Here is a 19867-nt window from a genome sequence, read left to right as displayed (position 1 = left end):
CCTGATAGTGGCATTTTTTCCCTGACCCAAGTTGTCCCCTTCATGGCGCTCGCCCTTTTACCCCCCTGAACGGTTACCTTTTTGTCAGCACTGGTGGACTAACTTCTTTCTCGAATGGACAGGGAAATGCCAGCACTGTGAATATTAATGCCCGCGATACCGTCTCTTTTGATGATTACGCTAGTATATTGACTAAAGTGCAATTAGATAGTGTCGGTAATAGTGGTGATATCAACATCACTACTGGCTCATTTTCTCTCTCCCAGGGTCAGATCTCTTCCTTCACTGCCGCAACTGGCTTGGGAAATGCAGGCAATATCAATATCAATGCCCGCGATACCGTTTCGATCGCGCAAGGGGCTTCGTTGTCTTCCAGCACTACTGCACCGAGGATTTCAGGTAGCGTGAACATTAATGCTGGCAATAGCGTCTCTCTTAATAACGGTGCCAGTGTCAGTACTAGGCTGAGCGGTACTCAATCCCTAACTCCTGGTCGTGGTGGCGATATCAACATCAATACGGGCACGTTTTCCCTCACCCATGGCAGTTCCCTGGCATCCGATACAATTGGACGGGGAAATGCAGGCAACGTGAATATTAATGCTCGCGATACCGTCATCATAGATGGTGAGTCTGACCTGATATTCAGCGGCATCTTTAAAATTCAATTCCCCAGCCAGATAACTACAGGAGTGCTTTCAAACAATCTTTTTGGTCGAGGAGCAGTGGGTCAAGGTGGAGATGTTAATATCACCACTGACTCACTGTTTCTGACTAACGGGGGTGCCATCAATACCTCCACGCGGGGACAGGGAAATGCTGGTCGCGTCACTATTCATGCTCGTGACTCTGTAGAGATTCGTGGCACAGCGCCGACTTTTACCGATGTCCGCAGTGGGGTGTTTACTTCAGCCGAGGCAGGTTCGGTGGGAAGCGGAGGGGATGTCATTATCGCCACAGGCTCACTTGCTGTTTCCGACTCGGGCAGAATCAGTACGAATGCTGGGGCACGAGGCAATGATATCTACCGAGGCAATGATATCTACCAACGCAGCAGAATCGACACAAATGCTGGGGCGCAAGGCAATGCAGGAAATATCCAGATTCAGGCAAGCGGGGAAGTCTCGGTTGATGGCGCACAGTTAACTAGCACGCTCGATCCGGTTGCAGTAGGCAGAGGCGGCGATATTGATATTACCGCGCAATCCCTTTCACTGCTCAATGGCGCTCAACTCTCAGCTTCCACCCGTGGAGAAGGAAGCGCTGGTAACATCACCGTCAGTGCTGATACAGTAGGCTTGAGCAGTGGCGGGCCAGTACTGACCACGACTGCGAGTAACAGTCGTGCGGGCGACATCACAGTGAATACTCCTAACCTGCAACTTAGGGGGGCAACTAGTGGTCTATTCGCCGAAACCACCAATGCCGGGGATGCAGGCAACTTGACCATTCAACCCCGTGGCAACGGGCAAAATGTGCGGGTGAACTTGCAACAGGGCGCACAAATCTCTGCTTCCACAAGAAGTAGTGGTCGAGGTGGAACGTTGAAGATCGCTGCCCCAGAGTCGATTACTCTAACTGGAAATGGTTCGGTAATTGCCGCCGAGACGGGTGGCACTGGTACGGGTGGCAACTTAAATCTTCGCACAGGTACACTCAGTATTCAAAACCAGGCACAAGTGACAGTCAGTAGTTCAGACACAGGAAGTGCTGGCAATTTATTTGTGGATGCCGATCGCATCTTTCTCAACAACCAAAGTAAAATTCGGGCAGATACAAACGGTAGTGGTGGGAATCTTAATTTGCGATCGCGCTTAATCTTGTTGCGCAACGGCAGTAACATCACAACCAATGCCACTGGCAACAATATTCCTGGTGGCAATATTGAAATTGATACCCAGTTTTTGGTAGCTGGCAAGAATGAAGACAGCAATATCAGCGCCAATTCACAGGATTTTCGCGGTGGTAATGTCAGCATCAATGCCTATTCAATTTTTGGCATTCAACCGCGTCTTCAGCCTACCCCCCTGAGTGACATTACTGCCACGGGCGCGAACTCTACCTTAAGTGGCACGCTCAATGTCACCACAGCAGGAATTGATCCGACTTCTAGTTTAGTTGAATTACCGACTGAATTCTACGATCTGTCGCGGTTAATTGCTAATACCTGTCCCGCACAAGAGGGTAACTCTTTTATCATCACTGGTCGCGGTGGTTTACCTCCCACTCCGGAGCAGCAATTAGACGATGACGCCGACTGGCAAGACCGACGCAGGTTTACAGTTGCTCAACATACCCCACAGCCTACGCCTCATACCCGAACCAATCACACAAGTCTCAAATCCCACACCCCAATTATTGAAACAACTCAATGGCGGAGAACTCCCACTGGAGAAGTTATCCTAGTTGCCTCCACGCCCGATCGAAGGATGCAGCATCCTTTGAACGAGCCAGTTAGATGCAGATGATTACCTTTGTTGGGTTTGAGGTATCAATGCTCTCAGGTTGAAATTCTTCACTTTGGTAAGTTTGAGCGGGATTGGTAGTACCACTGGTGGATTGAGTGATTCCAGGGACCCTGTAAGTTTTGATATACAAACCAAGTATTGCTCACTAATTCTAGAAGGGCAATCAATACCCAAATCGCTAGAGTGAGCATTGTCGGCAAGATGAGGTTGGGAAAACTATTTTGTAGTTCAACGATGCCAAATAGCAACAAGAATAAAAGCGAAATTCCGAGTAGAAAGGATAATCGAGCGATCGCCAGAATAAATCGTCCCATCTCCAAAATGCGGTTGTAGAGCATGAGGAACCCCTCAAGAATTTCCTCCACATTGTTGATAACCAGAAAAATTTGTTGCATATGCAGACGGGCAGCTAAGGGAAGTTGTTGCTTTTCAGCCCATTCATGTTTGAAGTTCGCTAATAAATTTTCTAGGATTATTATCTCTTCATTATCGGCAGTTGATAACAAGATTGGAAAATCCTTCATTTGCAGAGGGACTAAATAATTAATCACCTCCACTAACATTTCTTCTAACACACTCAATTCGGAGGGAAGTGTCTGAGTCAAACAGATCAGTTGTTCAATTTGCGTTTGCAGGGCACGGTAGTCATCTAATCGCCTTTGAGAAATTAACTGACTTGTTACTGTCAGAAAAACAATTAAAACCCCCAATAATGCAGCCAGAGATTGTGAAACAGCAGAGAAGAACTCGATCGCCACTTGTCGTTTTATCGTTAGCCAAGGAGTTGGGTTGTGAATGGCAAATATTAGTGTCGCCACAAACAGACTTCCCATAAGCCATAGCTGGTAGCGATTTAAAGCAGCGCTACAGACCCGCACTATGGGAGTGTCGCTCAGTTGAACTAAGCGTTGAAGTTTTCGCGGTATTTCAGAACTATCGAATGATTCGAGTTTTTGGAACGGCATGATTGGGGTTATAGTGTTTGGTTTTCAATGAGTGGCGTCATCTGTTGATTCGTGGGTTGTAGTATAAATCCACCAACGGTATCCCATCGTTCCAGCTAAAACTGCGATCGTAATCCCGGCGATCGCTACAATAGACATCTCCGGAAATTAACTATGCATTACCCGAAAGTCTTGGTAGGGGCGCAATGCCTTGCGCCCCTACGTCTTTTCCACCAGATGTCTAATCTATTTCCTTTAAATTATTCATAGGTGGTTTAAAATCATCGATGGAATTTCAAACCTGAAGAGGTACATTTGCTGACACCAGCAATGAAAACGCTGATTTTGCCAGTATCAAATGAACGGCAGTTGTTGGATGCATGATGTCCCAGAAGAAGAACTTGTCTTTATAACCCTGAAATTGGGCTACTCGTTCTAGTTCGGCATCGGTTATATTGGTAAAATTAAATTGCGCTGGATTGGTAAAGACTTGCTTAAACAGTGAATAGACATCAAGTGGAATAATGTTTACACTGGAACCAAATGATTTGCTTAATGCATTGAGGGACGATGCTAAATTAGAGTTGTGGGCTTGAGTTAAGGTATTGAGAGCAGTAGATTGCTGGTTATTACCACGATTTGCCGGAAGATCCCCCAAATCTGGCAAGTTGGGAACCATGATGTGTTTTGCACCAACAGAGACGAGTGATTTGACAGCATTTGTCAAGTTTTCAACAGGTATAGCAGGATTGGTGACACCACCGCCTAAATAATCATTAGCACCTGCCCACACAATATAAATCGCTTTGGAATCAGCCCGATCGTTACCTGTTTTGAACGGGGCGATAAAGCCATCAACTTGTTGTTGTAAACCTAGTAAATTAGCTGAGTTGTTTGCAAGATAAGTATTGGTGCTACCCGTATTGGCTCCTCCAGTTGCAAAGTTAGTATGCAAGCTTGAAGGAAGTTGAAGTAACCGGGCAAGATATTCTACCCAGATCGAACCATTAGAAAAATGCCCTAAAAAGTAAGGTTGTAAGGGTGGAAGCCCTTCTCCCTGAGCTTTTGTTGTGAGATTAAAGGCATTGCCAATATCAGAAAGACTGTCGCCAAAGACATACATTGCGTTAAATTTGCGATGTCTTTTAGGAAAATTCAACGGTAGAATATGTGACAGGAGGGCGTCTATAGTTAAATCTACTGCACTTAAATTAGCATGAATCCCTCGGTAGCGATTGGTAACGTTAAATAAGTCAATCATAATAAATTCCTTTTGAAATCTTAATTTGCGAGCGATATAAAACACCATCGGGCTTTGGATCGCTAATTCCTGAAATGAGGGTAAAAACGAGAGCAATACCGCTGTCTTCCGTTAAGCCAGAGGCTTATCGCAACTCAGTTCGATGTATTGTTTCGATCGGATATTCGCTCAAACGTATATAACTGCGAGTGACCTGTTCTAGTTGGAGCCGAAATGATAAATCGACGCGCCCCTTCCTCCCATTTTGCGCTTGCATCAACAGTGTAGGGACTAACGCCTGTCAACCCACGTTTGTTGTAATTAATCCCCGACCCTATATCGGTAACTATTTCATAGTCCCACCCCATGTTTTTCGCACTCACCCGCCAGCACAATCGACTGACGTTGTAAATCCTCTTTCTGTGGTCGAGTACAAACCCAAAGCATAACAGATTATCTTTCCGTCACGCTCAGCCGTTCCTAAAAGTTTGGCAACATCATATCTTCGCTTGTCCGCCACTAGTACGTTCTGCAACAATTTTACCTTCTTCCTCCCACATAGCTCAAAGTATCAGGATGTACTCCTCACAAATCACTGGCCTCTTGTAGGGAAATCTTGGGCATAGTTTAGATCTACTCAACTTTACCTAGATTAACAGAGAATTTTATTGTGCAGCACTCACCCGATCGCAGTAATCCAATCGTACCAATTATTAACATTCCAGCAATCAATTGTTTTGTTATTTGTGTTTTCATATTTTTATGCTTAACCGACAAGTATTGGGATACGGCGAGCTACCAGATGTAGAGCAACACAAACAAGATAATCCAAATAACATCAACAAAGTGCCAAAATAAGGAGACTGCACTCACACCTTGATGACCAGTGTTGTAATTACCAGGAACCAAGGAACGAAAATATATATATAGCAGCAAGACTATACCAGTTAAGACGTGCATTCCGTGAAAGCCAGTTATCAGATAAAAAGTTGCTCCTGCTAACCCGGCATCTAAACCAAAGGGCATATTGCGCCATTCAATCGCCTGTCCAATCAGAAAAATCACACCCAGTGCAACCGTCAGTAACCATAATCGACGGAATTTGATAAGTTTATGCTGCTTGAGTGCGCGTTCGGCAAATAACATGACAATGCTACTAGAAACTAAAATCACTGTATTGATTGCCGCTCTCGGAATGTCTAACCCAGAAACACCCGGTGGAAACCAATTTGGGTTTTTCCAGCGAAGCAGCACATAAGTGACAAAAAAGCTGACAAAGATGATGCTTTCCGATAGAAGAAATAAGGGAAATCCAAATGCAAGATTATCCCGTGTTGGGATTGAGCGAATGTTTTCTGGGGATGAATTCCCTGGAGCAGTCGGGCTTTGCATTACTAATTCCTAAAATGAAGTTCTCTCTAAATAGACGACACATCGGTTGTTAATCGGTGAGATTCTCCGTAACTATAAGGTTCTAAGGTCACGGTTGGAATTTCTTCAAAGTTTTCGAGCGGTGGTGGCGAAGAAGTTGTCCACTCTAAGCCAGTTGCATTCCAAGGATTATTAGGCGCTTTGTGTCCCCGCAACCAAGAACTTACCATATTGGCTATAAAGGGTAAAGTAGACATACCTAATAGGAAAGCTCCTAAGCTAGCAACCACGTTCCATCCCGTGTACTGAGGGTCGTATGAAGAGATGCGGCGCACCATTCCCTGTAAGCCAACCGGGTGCATTGGAAAGAAGTTGAGGTTTGCTCCAATAAAGGTGAGCCAGAAGTGGAGCTTGCCCCATCCTTCAGAATACATACGTCCGGTCATTTTTGGAAACCAAAAATAGATTCCAGCGTATATCGCCATTGTTACGGTGTTGAAGACTACATAGTGAAAGTGTCCCACGACAAAGTAGGTATTGTTGACGTGAATATCAAAGGGTACTGCAGCTAACATCACTCCAGTAATGCCTGCAAACACAAACATAGTGACACCGCCCAAGGCAAATAGCATTGGGGTCTGAAAATGTAGTTTACCTCGCCAAATTGTCGCAGTCCAGGCAAACACTTTGATTCCCGTCGGCACTGCTACGAGCATTGATGTTGCCATAAACAACATTCGCATCCAGTCGGGTGTGGCACTGGCAAACATATGATGCACCCAAACGAGAGTGCTGACAAGAGAGATGAGCAAGGAGGAAATGGCGACAGTTTTATAACCGAACAGTGGTTTACGGGCAAAGACAGGAATAACTTCTGAAAAGACTCCAAACGCAGGCAACGCCATGACATACACGGCAGGATGAGAGTAAAACCAGAACAAGTGCTGATAAATAACTGGATCGCCCTGTTTGAAGGGGGAGAAAAAGTCTGTACCTAAGGAGAGGTCGAACAGCAGCAAAATCGCTGCACCCGTGAGGGCTGGCAAGCAAAACAGTTGTAGCAATTGAGCACTAAGAGTTGTCCAAACATACACTGGCATCCGAAGGAAGGACATCCCCGGTGCTCGCATTTGCACAATTGTAGTAACTAAATTCACAGCGCCCATGATGGACGAGATCCCAGAGATTGCCACTGCCAATAACCAGATGAATTCTCCATTGATTAAGTGACCAGACGGATTTTGGATGCTGACGGGAGGATAAGACCACCAACCAGCTTGAGCCGTGCCACTAGGTAAGAAAAAACTGAGTAACAACAAGACTCCTACAATTGGGATTAGCCAAAAGGCGATCGCATTCAACACTGGAAACGCAGTTTCTCTCGCCCCGATCGTCAACGGTATCAGAAAATTTGCCAATCCCACATTTGCCGGAAAGATCCACAAAAAGATCATGATTGTGCCGTGCATCGTGAACAATCCATTGTAAAGGGAGCGATCGACGACATCTAATTGTGGAGTCAGCAGTTCGGCACGAACAATCATGGCGAGCAAACCGCCAATCAGGAAAAAGATAAATGCTGTGACTAAATACTGAATGCCAATGACTTTATGGTCGGTGCTAAAGCTGAAGTAGTGCTTCCAGTCCGCCTGTTCAGGTCTGAGCGAGTCTTCAGCAGATGAAATAGAAACGTCTTTCACTGAATTACCTTTTTAGTATAGAGCTTTAAAGTTTGGATTGTAAAAATTGAATCGAGGTAATACCAAATGGAAAAAAGAATGAGACAGATAGTTTGGTGAAACTAAGCCTAAGAGGATGTTTGAAAAGTCACGATCGAGGTATTAAATATTTCTTACCCCACCCTAACCCTCCCCGATGTATTGGGGAGGGAATTAGATTTTTCTTATTTCCCCCCAATACATCGGGGGGACTAAGGGGGGTAATAATGTGATGAAAATGACAGCAAACCACTTTTAAAATATCCTCTAAGTAAGACTTTCTCAATCCAAAATCTAAAATCTAAAATCCACGCATGGTATAAGTCGAGCAAGAGATTTTGTAAAACTGTAGCTCATCTGCAAATCCAGACTGACAGAATGGTGCAGAATTATTGGGCGGGATTCACAACGGGAGGCTTGCGAGGTGGAACAGTGTGCCAATTGCTCCGCAACGGTATTTCCGGAGGTTGAGTATGTTCGGACAGTGCTGGATTTACTGCCGGAACGGGCGGGCGAGTGGCGGCTTGGGCTAACCACTGGCTGTAACGTTCGGGAGAATCGACATACACGTTTGCTTCCATTAGAGCAAAATAAGTACCACTGAATTGAGAGTCGTGCAGTTGATATTGACCGATACGATTGGGGGTGAACTTTAACTCAATTGTCCGGTTCGGAACGATATCTTGCTTAATTCGGAAGTTAGGTACATAAAAGCTATGCACTACATCCTCAGACTGCAACATTAAATGAATTGGCTGGTTGACTGGAAGATGTAACTCCGTACTAGTGACATTCTGGCTGGGATAGTGGAACGACCAAGACCACTGTTTTGCAATGACCTCAACTTGTTCAACAGGGTGCCGATCGCTACTGTCCGTCTGGGCATAGGCGGGGGCTTCTAAGGGGTGTAAATGAACCAGTGGCAAAGCACCGAGAATGTTCATGCGCTGGTAAATATTGTAGCTGTAGGTTGCAATCCACATCACTAGTAAAATCGGAATCACCGTCCAGGTAATTTCCAACTTTAAGTTACCGCGAATGGGAGGTGCATCGCTAGTGTCGTTGCTAGCTGCTCGGTAAAATACAATTGAATAGATTATAATTCCCAATACACCTAGAAAGACGATGGTTCCGAGTTGAACTAGGAAACTAAACAAATGACCAACTGGTTCTGCTTCTGCTGCTGCTGCGATGGGTAGCCAATTATAAGCTTGCTGTCCCATTACATGGCTGGCAAAAATAGTCACTCCTACAAAAATGGCTAATAGTGCAAGATTGAAGTTTCTCATGATAAAACGTTTAGGATTGCTGCAGAACTTGATTGGGGTTTTTGCCTTGTCGAATCAAATGGGCAGCTGTGTTATGCACGCCAAACTCAGCTCCTAATTGCGCCCCCAATGTCCCGTGAACGAACATATATCCCAAAATAAAAATTCCTACTAGCAAGTAACTCCACTGCACTTGCCGAGGATTGGTTTTGCACCAGAGAAAGCGCTGGTATCCCCGCCAAATAGTCATTGCTACAATCGCGGTTAGCAATAGGACTCCGCCTACGCCATGCAACAGCATAGTTGTACCAGCACCCAATCCCCAAGCACTTTTCATATCCGTGGGGGGGTCTGCCAGCAGAATCTCGAAAAAGCCTACCGCCACAGTAAAAAACGAAATTACAGCTGCTGCCACAGTATTATACCACGCCACATCAAAAAAGTTAGATCGACTGACTGGCATTGAAAAAAACTTGAGAATCGATCGCTCTAAAGGAAAGAACGAGCCAGCGAAATCAAAGGCGATCGCGATAATGAACAAACCCAATGTTAGATGCACGAAGTTGGGATGCAGTGGAAATCGATACGGCAATCCGTTCGCCCCCAATTCAATTCCCAATTGCTGAAGTTGTTCGATCGATTGTGCGTTCATTTTATGAGTCCTTGTTTCGTTGCTTCGACCACAGGCAAAGTGTGTAGCCCATATACCCAATCCACTAGATCGCCAAGATAAATTTGCAAACAGACGAGACAAATCAACAATGTTGCTGCACTCAGGTAGATTACAGGTATCTTTAGTGGATTGCGAACCCGAATAATACCGCGCCAAGCTGTGATTGTAACCAAAATAGCTGAAATTGACCAACCATTCACCGTATGCCAATTTAATGCTGGTTGAGCAGCAGCATAGGGTTGTGCCAAGGCTGCTTCAAGTTCACCAAAAATAACGGCAACAAAAACAGCAACTGATGCAACAACTAGGTTCCACCAACTAACTTCAAACATCCGGTGATTGCGGCTGAGATATCCGGCGATGTCACAAAAATAGGCAAAAAATACCATTGCAATTACAAAATGGACGACGACCGGATGAATGGTATCTGGATAAGGAAGATTCTGGTCATTCAATGGCGGTAGGGGCATCGTTTTCTCCTAGGTGCTATGGAGTTGATTGCATAGTTGAATTCGTCTGCGGTTGCCTAAGACGTTCGGCTGGTGGAGTTCGCAATGCTAAATAAGCAGCGATTGAGAAAGCAATGGGGGCAAGAATCGCCAGCACTTTCACTAGCGATCGCTCTCTTCGATTGGTAGAAGAGAGAGGCTGTTTTGTAGCAGTTTCCGAAACTAACTTGGATTGGTGGTAACGATGAAAAACTTCTTCCTGAAGCCATTCGGTTGTCGCCTTAAAATCATGTATCGGAGTAGGTAATAGTTCTAAATATGCTACGTTGCGTATTATATCGCCCGGTTTACCAGTAATTTGCATTTTGTCAAACAGATTTGCCACACCATTGTTCAATCCCAATTTCATCAGAGTACCGCGAAGACTCACATGGATTGGTCTAGGCTTTGCTCCCTTGGCAAGATCAATTAGATTGTGGGCAATGCTTGCGCCTTGCTGATATGCCACCTGTGCTAGAGCGGGTTGTCGCTGTTGTTGCACATCTGCACAATCACCTGCTGCAAACACTTCTGGAAAATCTAGCAGTTGCAGACTTGGAGTTACAAGCGGTAGACCATGCGAATCTAAACGATCTGCTTTTATCTGATGGCTGAGGCTTTGGATGAGTGGATTTGTTGCCGTACCTGCTGTCCAAATGGTCGTTTGTGTCAACAGGGTATTTATTTCCGAGCTATTAGCAGACTGATACTCCAAACTTCCTTTGTGAACCGCTTTCACTCCCACACCTAAAAGCAGTTCAACAGGTACAGAGCGGGTTTTAAAAGCCTGTAATGCTATCTCCTTCAAAGGAGCGTTAGTATCTCCTGAGAGAATGGTGTTGCCATGATTGATTAAGACAATGCGAATCTCATGAATATTGCCACCGAGTTTGGCATACCAGGATGGCAACAGATCTGCTAGCGTTGCTGCCATTTCTACACCTGTTGGACCTGCCCCAACAATAGCAAATGTCAAGAGCGATTGCCGTTGCTGTTCGTCCTTTGTTTGACTAGCTAGCAGCAAGCAATCTCGTAACTGCCGTTCTAAAGCAAATGCATTCTCTCGCGTCCGGAATGCAAATGTGTTCTCTTGCGCTCCTTCCGTTCCCAGATAGCCCTGAACACTGCCGACTGCCAAGACAAGATAGCTGTAGGTATAATCTGAGCCAGAGGCTAAATGAACCTGTTTTTCGTGTAGATCGATCGCTGTCACTGTGTCCCGTACAAAGCTGATATCACTACCTTGTAGCAATTCTTCATAAGTTGGACAGACTGTACGCTCTGGCAGTTCACCCGTCAGTAGCTCATACAGCATGGGCTTAAAGACAAATCGTTTCTGCGGATCGATGAGGATAATTGAACGAAGATCGTGCTGATGACGCAGATGCAAAGCTGTGAAAAGACCTGTAAAACCAGCTCCGACAATAATTGTAGGGCGAGTTGAGGAATTCATTTTAAAAAAGGGAGGTAATGGGTAAACAATCGATTATGATTCCAATCGATAGTAGCATTATGTAAATAATGGAGTAGTAAAACAGCGATCGCGCTAACTCCAAATTTGAGGGAAACTGCATTAACAACCAAGCTTTATAAACAAAAATGCTACCAAGAACGATCGCAACAAGTAGATACAGCCAATTCGTTATATTGAGCGGATAGGCAAGCAGTAAGGTAACTGGAATCAGGATTAAGGTGTAGGCAAAAATTTGTCGAGTCGTAGTTTCATTCCCTGCAACCACAGGCAGCATGGGAACATTAACTTTGGCATAGTCATCTTGAATTACCATTGCCAATGCCCAGAAATGAGGAGGTGTCCATAGAAAGACGATCGCAAACAAGCACCACGCCGCCCAACTCAAATTACCTGTTATGACTGCCCATCCAACGAGAGGTGGAATTGCCCCAGCGGCTCCTCCAATCACAATGTTTAGGGAGTGATGCCGTTTCAACCAATGGGTGTAAACTAGCACATAAACAAGAATCCCTACCATTGCCAAGCTAGCACTTAATAAGTTAGCAAAGACAGCCAGGAGCGTAAACGAAATCAGTGTGAGTGCGATCGCAAAAAGTAATGCCTCATGAGGTTGTATCTGACCTGATGGAAGCGGACGATGACGGGTTCGTGCCATTGCAAAATCAATATCGCGATCGTAAAGACAGTTTATTGTATTTGCTGCTCCGGCGGCACAAGCACCGCTCACTAATGCGATCGACAGAAGCCAGGGATCGACGTGCCCTTTTGCTGCCATTACCATACTGGCAGCCATTACGATCAGTAACAGTAAGATGATGCGAGGCTTTGCGAGCTGAACATAACTTTGAACCACTTGCCAAGTCGTTTGATGGTAACAAGTCGTGGAATGAAAAGTCATGGGTGAAGTTAATATTCTGTCGAGCTTCATGGGATTTCTTCTAAGGAAAAGATTGGGCATTGGGCATTGGGCATGGGGTGAAGCAAAAACACTATTGAAATTAATTATGTCCAATTACTTATCAAGACATCATTGTATGGCTGCTGCTTCAGTCTAAACAACAACTGTTTCATTGACTTGATGACCTGCATTTTGCAAAATCTGTTGCGCTTGATTAATTTCCTCATCTGTACCTGACACAATAACTAGAAACTTGCCTGCTTTGATTTGTATCTCGTAATTTAGGGCTTTGTCTTTTGGAATTCCCAATCCTACAAGAGCACCTACCAGCCCCCCTGCAACAGCAGATCCTACACCTCCCACAACCATACCTTCAAGCCAACCTGCTAATACTCCAGCAACGTGTCCAGCAACAATCACAGGACCTACTCCTGGAATAAAGAGCAAACCGACACCTGTAAGAATACCGAATAGTCCACCAAAAAATGTGCCCCAGTAGCCTGCTTCTCCGGCTCCAGCTTTAGCCGTATCTTTCCATGTCAGAAATCCACGTATATGCTCAGTGGTTTGATAGTCTTTGCCGACGATTGAAATCTTTTGCATATCAAAGCCTGCTCTTTGCAGTTCTAACACAGCGGCTTCTGCTTCAACATGGGATGGAAAAACATTCACAGCTTCATGCTTAACTGACATGGTTCTATCTCCTTGAAAATTACAAATCGTTCTGTTTAGCGGACAAGACCGAATCGAAGCGCCCAAACTACTACATGAGTGCAATACGGCTAAAGCTGTTAAGCCTCTAGCTTATCGCTCGCATAGAGCTTCTTCATAATATTGCGAACGTGGGCTTTCACGGTATTCTTAGTGATGTAGAGCTTCCGGGCGATCGCACTATTGTTATGCCCATCAACAATCAATTGCAACACCTCTAACTCGCGAGCGGTCAAAGGTTCAATTGTAATGGTTTGCATATATTCTGCCTCAACTGCCCGAATAGCGATTGTCTTAGCGCGATCGATACCGTCAGATTGAAAAGGATAAGCTCGTTGAAGCAACTCAGTAACCTCTTGTGCAACAGCCATAAGTGCATAATTAATAGAGGAATTACCAAATAAATCAGTCTGAGTTGGAACTTTTAGGTATTCAAAATCATCTTTAACTAGTAATAGATTGGATGTCATAAAACTATCCTCCGTGAAGCAAACTTAGATATAACAACGAGCATTGCTATCAATGTTTGCATGAACTCAATATATACAATTACCTCTCACTTGTCGTCCACTTTGAGTTGAAATTTTTAATCAATAAAGTGATTGATGAATTAGTCCATCTTAAAATAGAAGGTAAGCTCCAACTAAAGTTGGAATCCAAATTCCAACTTTAATACAACTTGCTGATAAACTAGATCTCACTGAAAAACAATGTAGAGACAGTTGATAGAACATTTAAGTTAGTTTTTGCGTGAAGATTCTTACACTTCGGATTAGGAAATATGCATCTCGCAATTTGGGGTTATTTTTTGTGTCCCAAAGGTATCCACCGCATTTTTCTAATCCTCCAGGGAAAACATTGCCAGCCCAGTCTCCGCACAAAGTCGTATTAATGACCATCTCCATGTCTTTGAAATATCCGGGACACGCATTGAAACTGACATAAGGGTTTCCCCATTTGCTTGGGTCAGGTGAATCTCCAAGGACATCCCTGCGGATGTCAGCACGCTTCCAAAACCAGATTTTGATTGTTTGGTCGTAGAGCCACTCGCAAGCATATACTCCACCGCCATTCTCGTTAAATCCGTAACCGAAAGAGTTTTCCGGTCCTATGATACCACATCCGGTAAAAGCGTTGTTAGCGTTGCAGTCGGGATTCAATATATGTGGGACGTTCTGCTGGACACATCCGTTTTTAGTGTGCAATGTTGACTGGTTGTTGTTGTTCGCCGAGGGTGTCGAGTTGACTCCTTCAATGATGTCGATTTCTCCATTCTCAGGCCATGTAAGTCCCGTTCCAACAAGCCATATCGCTGGCCATACCGCCATTCCCTCAGGTATATGGTCTAAATCAATAATGAACAATCCTCCATTATACTTTTTATCTGTGTAAATACGGATCGCTTTTCTTTGACGTTTTTCTTCGGGGTTGTAGCCATCAGATTCAACGTCGATTTTAATTTTGTTGCCATTAACAATGTTAATAAGTTCGTCCCACTTCCCGTATTTTACATAGCCGTGGGTTGGGTCGTCATCAGCGAAAAAACTCCATTTGTCACCTTTTTCATTTCCGTCGATCAACTGATTTCCAATCCAACTATCTTGAAGCTGCCAAATATTAGCACCACCGCCATTATTACCAGAGCGATCGGGAATAACAAGTACCATTCCAACTTGAATTTGTTCGGGATTATCTCCAATGACATTGCGATTAGCTTCATACATAAGATGCCACTGATTGCCATCTCCGTAAAATTTTTCAGCTATCTTTGATAGCGTGTCTCCTGGTTGTACGGTATATGTTTGCACTGACATAGTTGATAAGTAACTGAACTAAATTAAATACACTCGAAAAGATTGGGCATGGGGCATAGGGTGAAGCAAAAACAATATTGAAATTAATGATGCCTGATTACTTAATTACTTTTGTAAAAGGGAACGGAGAACAGTGACTCCGAAGCCAGTCCGCTCAACGTTAGGAACCCCACTTGAATGTGACCGCTGCTTTTTCAGGTACAGTATATGTAAATGACTGCGAACTCCATTGAATTTTTACTGATTTCTGAGTTGATGTTCTGTTGGATAATACAACTACTTTAGAGCCATCAGGGTTTTTGTATGCTACGTCTTCAATGTCGTCTGCGAATGAATTCGATTCTATTCTGTATGCTCGTGGATCGACAAACTTACTTGTATGACCCATCGAATAATATGATGTATTCCTGGTTACACTGTCTGTAGAATCTGACCTTATTGTCAGGAAACCACGGTTTGAATTGGATGAATCTACGCCTGCAAGCTTTGGAGCAGAGTTTTGGTCAAGAGCTATATTCCAAAAAACTACAGACTTAGACCAGTTCCTGGGCGAACGGATAGTGTGATACATTTGATCTGCAAACTGGGCGGAATCATCACCTATCCACGTACCGCTACCTGCTTCTGTTAGCCATACATCTTTAGCTGGATATTGATTGTGTACTTCAGTCATTTTTTCGTGTACACAAGAAACACCTCCACAGTAAGGATGCCATGCTGAACCAGCACAATGATCGTATGCGCCAGATACTAACACATTAGCAGCAAAGTTTGTACCTCGATCGTCAAAATTGTGGTCAAAGCATATGATTTTTGTAGTTATACCGTTTTGTTTAAATTTAGGACCAATGTAGTCTCGAATAAACCCTATTTGATCCTGTATAGACATTGTCATTCCAGGATATGCATCAGGCGCATACTGAGGTTCATTCTGAATTGTTACTGCATCTACAGGAGTTCCTTTAGCTTCATATTCCTTAACATACTTTACAAAGTAATCAGCATATACGCTGTAGCATTCAGGACGCAGGTATCCGCCGTTCCCAAAAAGTCCTTTATTTAAGCGCATCCATGCTGGCGGACTCCATGGGCTAGCAAATATCTTTATGCGACCCGGATTTACTTTATATGCTATGTCGAGCATAGGACGTATGTAAGCATCTTCCCTCCAAAGAGAAAAGTTACTTAAAGACCAGTCATCCGTGTTATTGTTAGCATCATCAAATGTCCAAGCTTCCCAGCTAAAATCAGATGCTCCTATAGGCTGGCGAAGTAAGCTAATATTTATTCCTGACGCTCCGAATAAATCCTCCATGACTTCAGCCCTTTTCTGCTCTGTAAGCTTATACTTTAGTAACCAACATGACGCATCAGTCAGTGAGCCACCAAATCCGTCCATCTGCTGATACTGTGTACCTTCGTCAACAATTATTGTATATTTCTCGTTACTGTTATCAACCGCAAAATGATTATCTGCCTGCCTTACCAGCATATTGCTTGTACCTGGTACAGATAACCATACCTCGACACTGTCTCCAGATGAGTTAATGTTGAGACTCATAATTATGTTCCTAAAATAACTTTCAAAAATCTTGGTGTTACAGTAAGTAACTGGACTAATAAAAGTTGGGCATTGGGCATTGAGCATTTTCTCTAGCAAGAGAGGTTTTCACCTGGGGTAACACCTAACACCCCGGTAAACTGCTGGTAGAGTTGTATTCTATGTTGAGCTTGTGGAGTTTGCTGCCCTTTGCCACATTCAATACCTCCATTAATGATGTTAATGGTCATGCCGAAGCCAGAAGTGCCGATCGCATTGTGGCATGATGCTTTGGGTGGTTGCGGAGTCATCCAAAACCACAAGGCAGTCATGAAGGAAATGGCACTATTCGTTGAGACGAGTTCGGGATGGTTGAGCAGATCCTCTCCGATGGCTTCTCCGCATGCACCGTAGTTATAGTTCCACGACAATTGGATCGGTCCGCGACCATGATAGTTTTTGCCCGCCGCGCATGGATAGCTAGTGTTCATCGGATCGCAGTAAAGGCTTTGCGGGTTTTGCTCTTCAATGTAGTGCAAACCTCCCGTCTCGTGGGAAATGTTGGCTAGGAAAGCAGCTGCTTCGCGTTTACATTGCTCCACTGAACCTTCGTTGCAGAACAGCGAGTACTTCTGAACTGCCATCATTAGACTTTCATAAGTGTAGAAATTATTACGTTGGGGGAATATAGTCTCGTAAGTTTGACGAGACACTAAGCTTGCAAAACCATTGCCTGTACTTCCACCTGTGCTTCCATTCCCAGACTGAGGAATGCATACTTCCTGACCAATTTGTAAATTTTGAACATCTTCTTCCGTAAATGAAGTGCCATCTGGTTTCAGGATTTCATGCCAACGATCGCCACTATTCAACTGTTGTTGGGCAATGTTAAACAGCGTATCTCCCATTTTGATGATGTATGAGCTACCTATTTTACAACTCATGATTCCCCTTTTAAAAAATTAGAAGTGTAATTTTGTGTAATAGACATAGGCGTGAAAAAGATGTAAGGATGCAAGACTGCCGCATCTCTACCAAAACTTTCTGGTAATGTATAATTAGTTTTTGGAGATGTTTAATTGGAATTCAAGTGATTACTTGCAATCTTTTTGTAGTCGTTTAAGAATAGAAAGGACGCGATAACAATAGAGATCGCGATCGCTTTCAAATCTGTTATCTTCCTGTTCGACTGACAAGACCAAATCGAAGTAGTCTTTGCTATCAAGGTTTGCCTAAATTCAATATATGCAATTGCCTCTCACTTGTCATCCACTTTGAGTTGAAATTTTTATTCAATAAAGTGATTGATGAATCAGTCGATCTTAAAATAGAAAGTAAGCTCCAACTAAAGTTGAAATCTAAATTCAAACTTTAGTACAACTTGCTTATAAACTGAGAAATCTATGATATCACGTCTATTTTCGATTAACAATTACAACAATTTCTGTTCCCTGTCCTAGTTGACTCTGAATTTTCAATTGCGCTCCAATGCGCTCTGCCCGTTCGCTCATTTCTAATAAGCCAAACCCCCTACTCAATGGAAATGACAACGTTTGGATCGCGGTAAACTCACCATACCCCGCTTGAGCGCTGTTATCACTGCCTGAGTGCGATCGCTAACATTTAATTTATTGAGAATATTGTTAATATGCGTCTTAATCGTACTCTCAGAAATATGTAAAGCAGCCGCAATCTCCAGATTACTTTTACCCGTTGCCATAAGTTCGAGAACCTCTCGTTCCCGTTTACTCAGTTCTGGACTTTTCATGCGCTCTGCAAGTTTAGCTCCTACCTCTGGGGGAATAAACGATTGCCCGGAGTGTACGGTCTGGATGCAATTTAGCAATTCTTCACGAGGCACATCCTTAAGTAAATAACTCTTAGCACCCGCTTGTAAACCCCGATAAATATCTTCATCACTATCATAAGTTGTCAGGACTATCAGACGGGCGTGAGGAAATTGTTTCCGAATCGCCTTAATAGCTTCCACACCATCCATTTCTGGTATCCGCAAGTCAATTAACGCGACATCAGGTTGGAGTTGAGCAAACATTTCAACAACCTTCCTGCCATTATTTGCCTGACCCACCACAGTTATATTTGCTTCAGGATCGATTTCTAGTATGGCTGCTAGACCCGCCATAACAACTGGATGGTCATCTGCAATTAAGATACGAATGGGGTTTTCCTGGCTCATTAATTGACTCACTTCCTATTGTATTGGTTAATATCAGCAATGCATGCGAAGACATTATAAAGGAACGACAGCAAGGATTTCTGTACCCTCCCCCGGCTGGCTGGTGATGAACAACTTACCCCCCAATCCTTGTATGCGTTCTCGCATCCCCACAAGACCAAAACCTTTTGAACTCTCTAGCTTCGATTGAAATCCGCGACCGTCGTCTCTGACACGCAAACAAATTGCTTGAGATTCAAATGTCAATTCAACATGGATCGCATTGGCTTGAGCATATCTAAGAGCATTTACGATCGCTTCCTGTGCAACCCGTAATAAATTATTTTCTACTTGTTGCGGTAAATCTTTTGGAGCCTCTTCTATCTGACACTGAGTTTTCAATTGCGTACCTACAGTGAGTCTGTTTACCAAACTGGTTAAAGTTTGACTCAAACTACCTTGTTCCAAAATTGGCGGACGAATTGCCAGAACAGAACGCCTTGCTTCTGTCAAACCATCACGAGCTAAACTTTGCGCTTGCGTGATGTGTGTTCGTGCTTTGGAATCTTCCGGTATCACAACCTTTGCTGCTTCCATATGCACAACAACACCCGTCAGTACTTGAGCAAGAGTATCGTGTATTTCGCGAGCAATACGATTGCGTTCCTCCAGAATAGAAGCCACTTCAGCTTGTTTGCGCTCGGTAATATCTTGACCGATATTAATAATCATACCATTGGATAGCCGAATACTTGCCCAAGACGTATCCACGTAACATCCAGAGCGAACTTTGGTTTGAAAGTCCTGCCATTTACCACTAGCCGTTGCTATATGTTTCAAAGCCAAAGCCCGATACTCGGTATCGGGATAACATTCTGCTAACAAATCAATATTGTCTATCTCATTTTAAGACCAACCTAAAACCCCTTCTAACTCCCGATTCACTAATTTAATATTGTTTTGTGCGTCAAAAAGCGCTACCATCACGGGAATGTTATTAAAAATTGTTTGCAAGAGTTCTTTCTGTTCTTGGAGTACCTCTTGCTTGCGCTCTATCTCAAGCGTGCGATCGATTACCTGCTGT

20 protein-coding genes are annotated in these 19867 nt (G+C 43.8%); 1 reads left to right on the top strand and 19 read right to left on the bottom strand.

The window, feature by feature from the left end; all coding sequences use genetic code 11:
- The first annotated feature begins 137 nt into the window (after window positions 1–137).
- Window positions 138–2468, top strand: coding sequence for a beta strand repeat-containing protein (locus ACKTT2_RS14700; RefSeq protein ID WP_407888052.1), 2331 nt, complete (start codon window positions 138–140; stop codon window positions 2466–2468).
- A 47-nt stretch (window positions 2469–2515) separates the two neighbouring features.
- Here the strand turns inward: ACKTT2_RS14700 and ACKTT2_RS14695 are convergent, their stop codons facing one another.
- From ACKTT2_RS14695 to ACKTT2_RS14605, 19 genes are all read right to left on the bottom strand, one after another.
- Entirely contained in the window at window positions 2516–3433 is a 918-nt protein-coding gene (locus ACKTT2_RS14695) for a hypothetical protein (protein ID WP_407888050.1), read from the bottom strand.
- 274 nt (window positions 3434–3707) lie between these two features.
- Complete coding sequence (locus ACKTT2_RS14690; protein ID WP_407888048.1) at window positions 3708–4673, bottom strand: SGNH/GDSL hydrolase family protein; 966 nt, start codon at window positions 4671–4673, stop codon at window positions 3708–3710.
- Window positions 4674–5031: 358 nt separating this feature from the next.
- Window positions 5032–5187, bottom strand: coding sequence for a hypothetical protein (locus ACKTT2_RS14685; protein ID WP_407888046.1), 156 nt, complete (start codon window positions 5185–5187; stop codon window positions 5032–5034).
- A 98-nt stretch (window positions 5188–5285) separates the two neighbouring features.
- Window positions 5286–5408, bottom strand: a complete 123-nt coding sequence (locus ACKTT2_RS14680) for a hypothetical protein (protein WP_407888044.1) — start codon at window positions 5406–5408, stop codon at window positions 5286–5288.
- Window positions 5409–5447: 39 nt separating this feature from the next.
- A complete protein-coding gene (locus ACKTT2_RS14675) occupies window positions 5448–6044 on the bottom strand; it encodes a cytochrome c oxidase subunit 3 (RefSeq protein ID WP_407888042.1) in 597 nt (198 codons plus the stop codon).
- 26 nt (window positions 6045–6070) lie between these two features.
- On the bottom strand, window positions 6071–7723 hold the full coding sequence (locus ACKTT2_RS14670) for a cytochrome c oxidase subunit I (protein ID WP_407888040.1): 1653 nt from the start codon (window positions 7721–7723) through the stop codon (window positions 6071–6073).
- A gap of 407 nt (window positions 7724–8130) precedes the next feature.
- The gene (locus ACKTT2_RS14665) at window positions 8131–9030 is read right to left on the bottom strand and encodes a cytochrome c oxidase subunit II (protein WP_407888039.1); all 900 of its coding nucleotides are present in this window, start codon (window positions 9028–9030) and stop codon (window positions 8131–8133) included.
- Window positions 9031–9040: 10 nt separating this feature from the next.
- Window positions 9041–9661, bottom strand: coding sequence for a DUF2231 domain-containing protein (locus ACKTT2_RS14660; RefSeq protein ID WP_407888037.1), 621 nt, complete (start codon window positions 9659–9661; stop codon window positions 9041–9043).
- On the bottom strand, window positions 9658–10152 hold the full coding sequence (locus ACKTT2_RS14655; RefSeq protein ID WP_407888035.1) for a DUF2231 domain-containing protein: 495 nt from the start codon (window positions 10150–10152) through the stop codon (window positions 9658–9660). The genes ACKTT2_RS14660 and ACKTT2_RS14655 overlap by 4 nt, the downstream gene beginning before the upstream one ends.
- Window positions 10153–10168: 16 nt before the next feature.
- Entirely contained in the window at window positions 10169–11623 is a 1455-nt protein-coding gene (locus tag ACKTT2_RS14650) for an NAD(P)/FAD-dependent oxidoreductase (protein WP_407888033.1), read from the bottom strand.
- A 1-nt stretch (window position 11624) separates the two neighbouring features.
- A complete protein-coding gene (locus ACKTT2_RS14645; protein WP_407888031.1) occupies window positions 11625–12572 on the bottom strand; it encodes a heme o synthase in 948 nt (315 codons plus the stop codon).
- A gap of 123 nt (window positions 12573–12695) precedes the next feature.
- Window positions 12696–13235: a general stress protein gene (locus ACKTT2_RS14640; protein ID WP_407888029.1), complete on the bottom strand. Its 540-nt coding sequence runs from the start codon at window positions 13233–13235 to the stop codon at window positions 12696–12698.
- Between the two features lie 98 nt (window positions 13236–13333).
- Window positions 13334–13723 carry a LuxR C-terminal-related transcriptional regulator gene (locus ACKTT2_RS14635; RefSeq protein WP_407888027.1) on the bottom strand — a complete coding sequence of 130 codons (390 nt, stop codon included), beginning with the start codon at window positions 13721–13723 and terminating at the stop codon, window positions 13334–13336.
- A gap of 264 nt (window positions 13724–13987) precedes the next feature.
- Window positions 13988–15067 (bottom strand): LysM peptidoglycan-binding domain-containing protein, encoded by a 1080-nt coding sequence (locus tag ACKTT2_RS14630; RefSeq protein ID WP_407888025.1) that lies wholly within the window; start codon window positions 15065–15067, stop codon window positions 13988–13990.
- Window positions 15068–15227: 160 nt separating this feature from the next.
- Complete coding sequence (locus ACKTT2_RS14625) at window positions 15228–16559, bottom strand: glycoside hydrolase family 30 protein (RefSeq protein WP_407888023.1); 1332 nt, start codon at window positions 16557–16559, stop codon at window positions 15228–15230.
- Window positions 16560–16720: 161 nt separating this feature from the next.
- Window positions 16721–17551: a chitinase gene (locus ACKTT2_RS14620; protein WP_407888021.1), complete on the bottom strand. Its 831-nt coding sequence runs from the start codon at window positions 17549–17551 to the stop codon at window positions 16721–16723.
- 590 nt (window positions 17552–18141) lie between these two features.
- Complete coding sequence (locus tag ACKTT2_RS14615; RefSeq protein ID WP_407888019.1) at window positions 18142–18804, bottom strand: response regulator; 663 nt, start codon at window positions 18802–18804, stop codon at window positions 18142–18144.
- 54 nt (window positions 18805–18858) lie between these two features.
- Entirely contained in the window at window positions 18859–19668 is an 810-nt protein-coding gene (locus ACKTT2_RS14610) for a PAS domain-containing sensor histidine kinase (RefSeq protein ID WP_407888017.1), read from the bottom strand.
- A gap of 21 nt (window positions 19669–19689) precedes the next feature.
- Complete coding sequence (locus ACKTT2_RS14605) at window positions 19690–19767, bottom strand: hypothetical protein (RefSeq protein ID WP_407888056.1); 78 nt, start codon at window positions 19765–19767, stop codon at window positions 19690–19692.
- Window positions 19768–19867: the final 100 nt, after the last annotated feature.

The sequence above is a fragment of the Scytonema hankhaensis NUACC26 genome, assembly GCF_045865695.1.
Classification (GTDB): Bacteria; Cyanobacteriota; Cyanobacteriia; order Cyanobacteriales; family Nostocaceae; genus Scytonema.
Note: the sequence above shows the minus strand (reverse complement) of the source record. Positions and strands in the feature narration are given on the sequence as shown.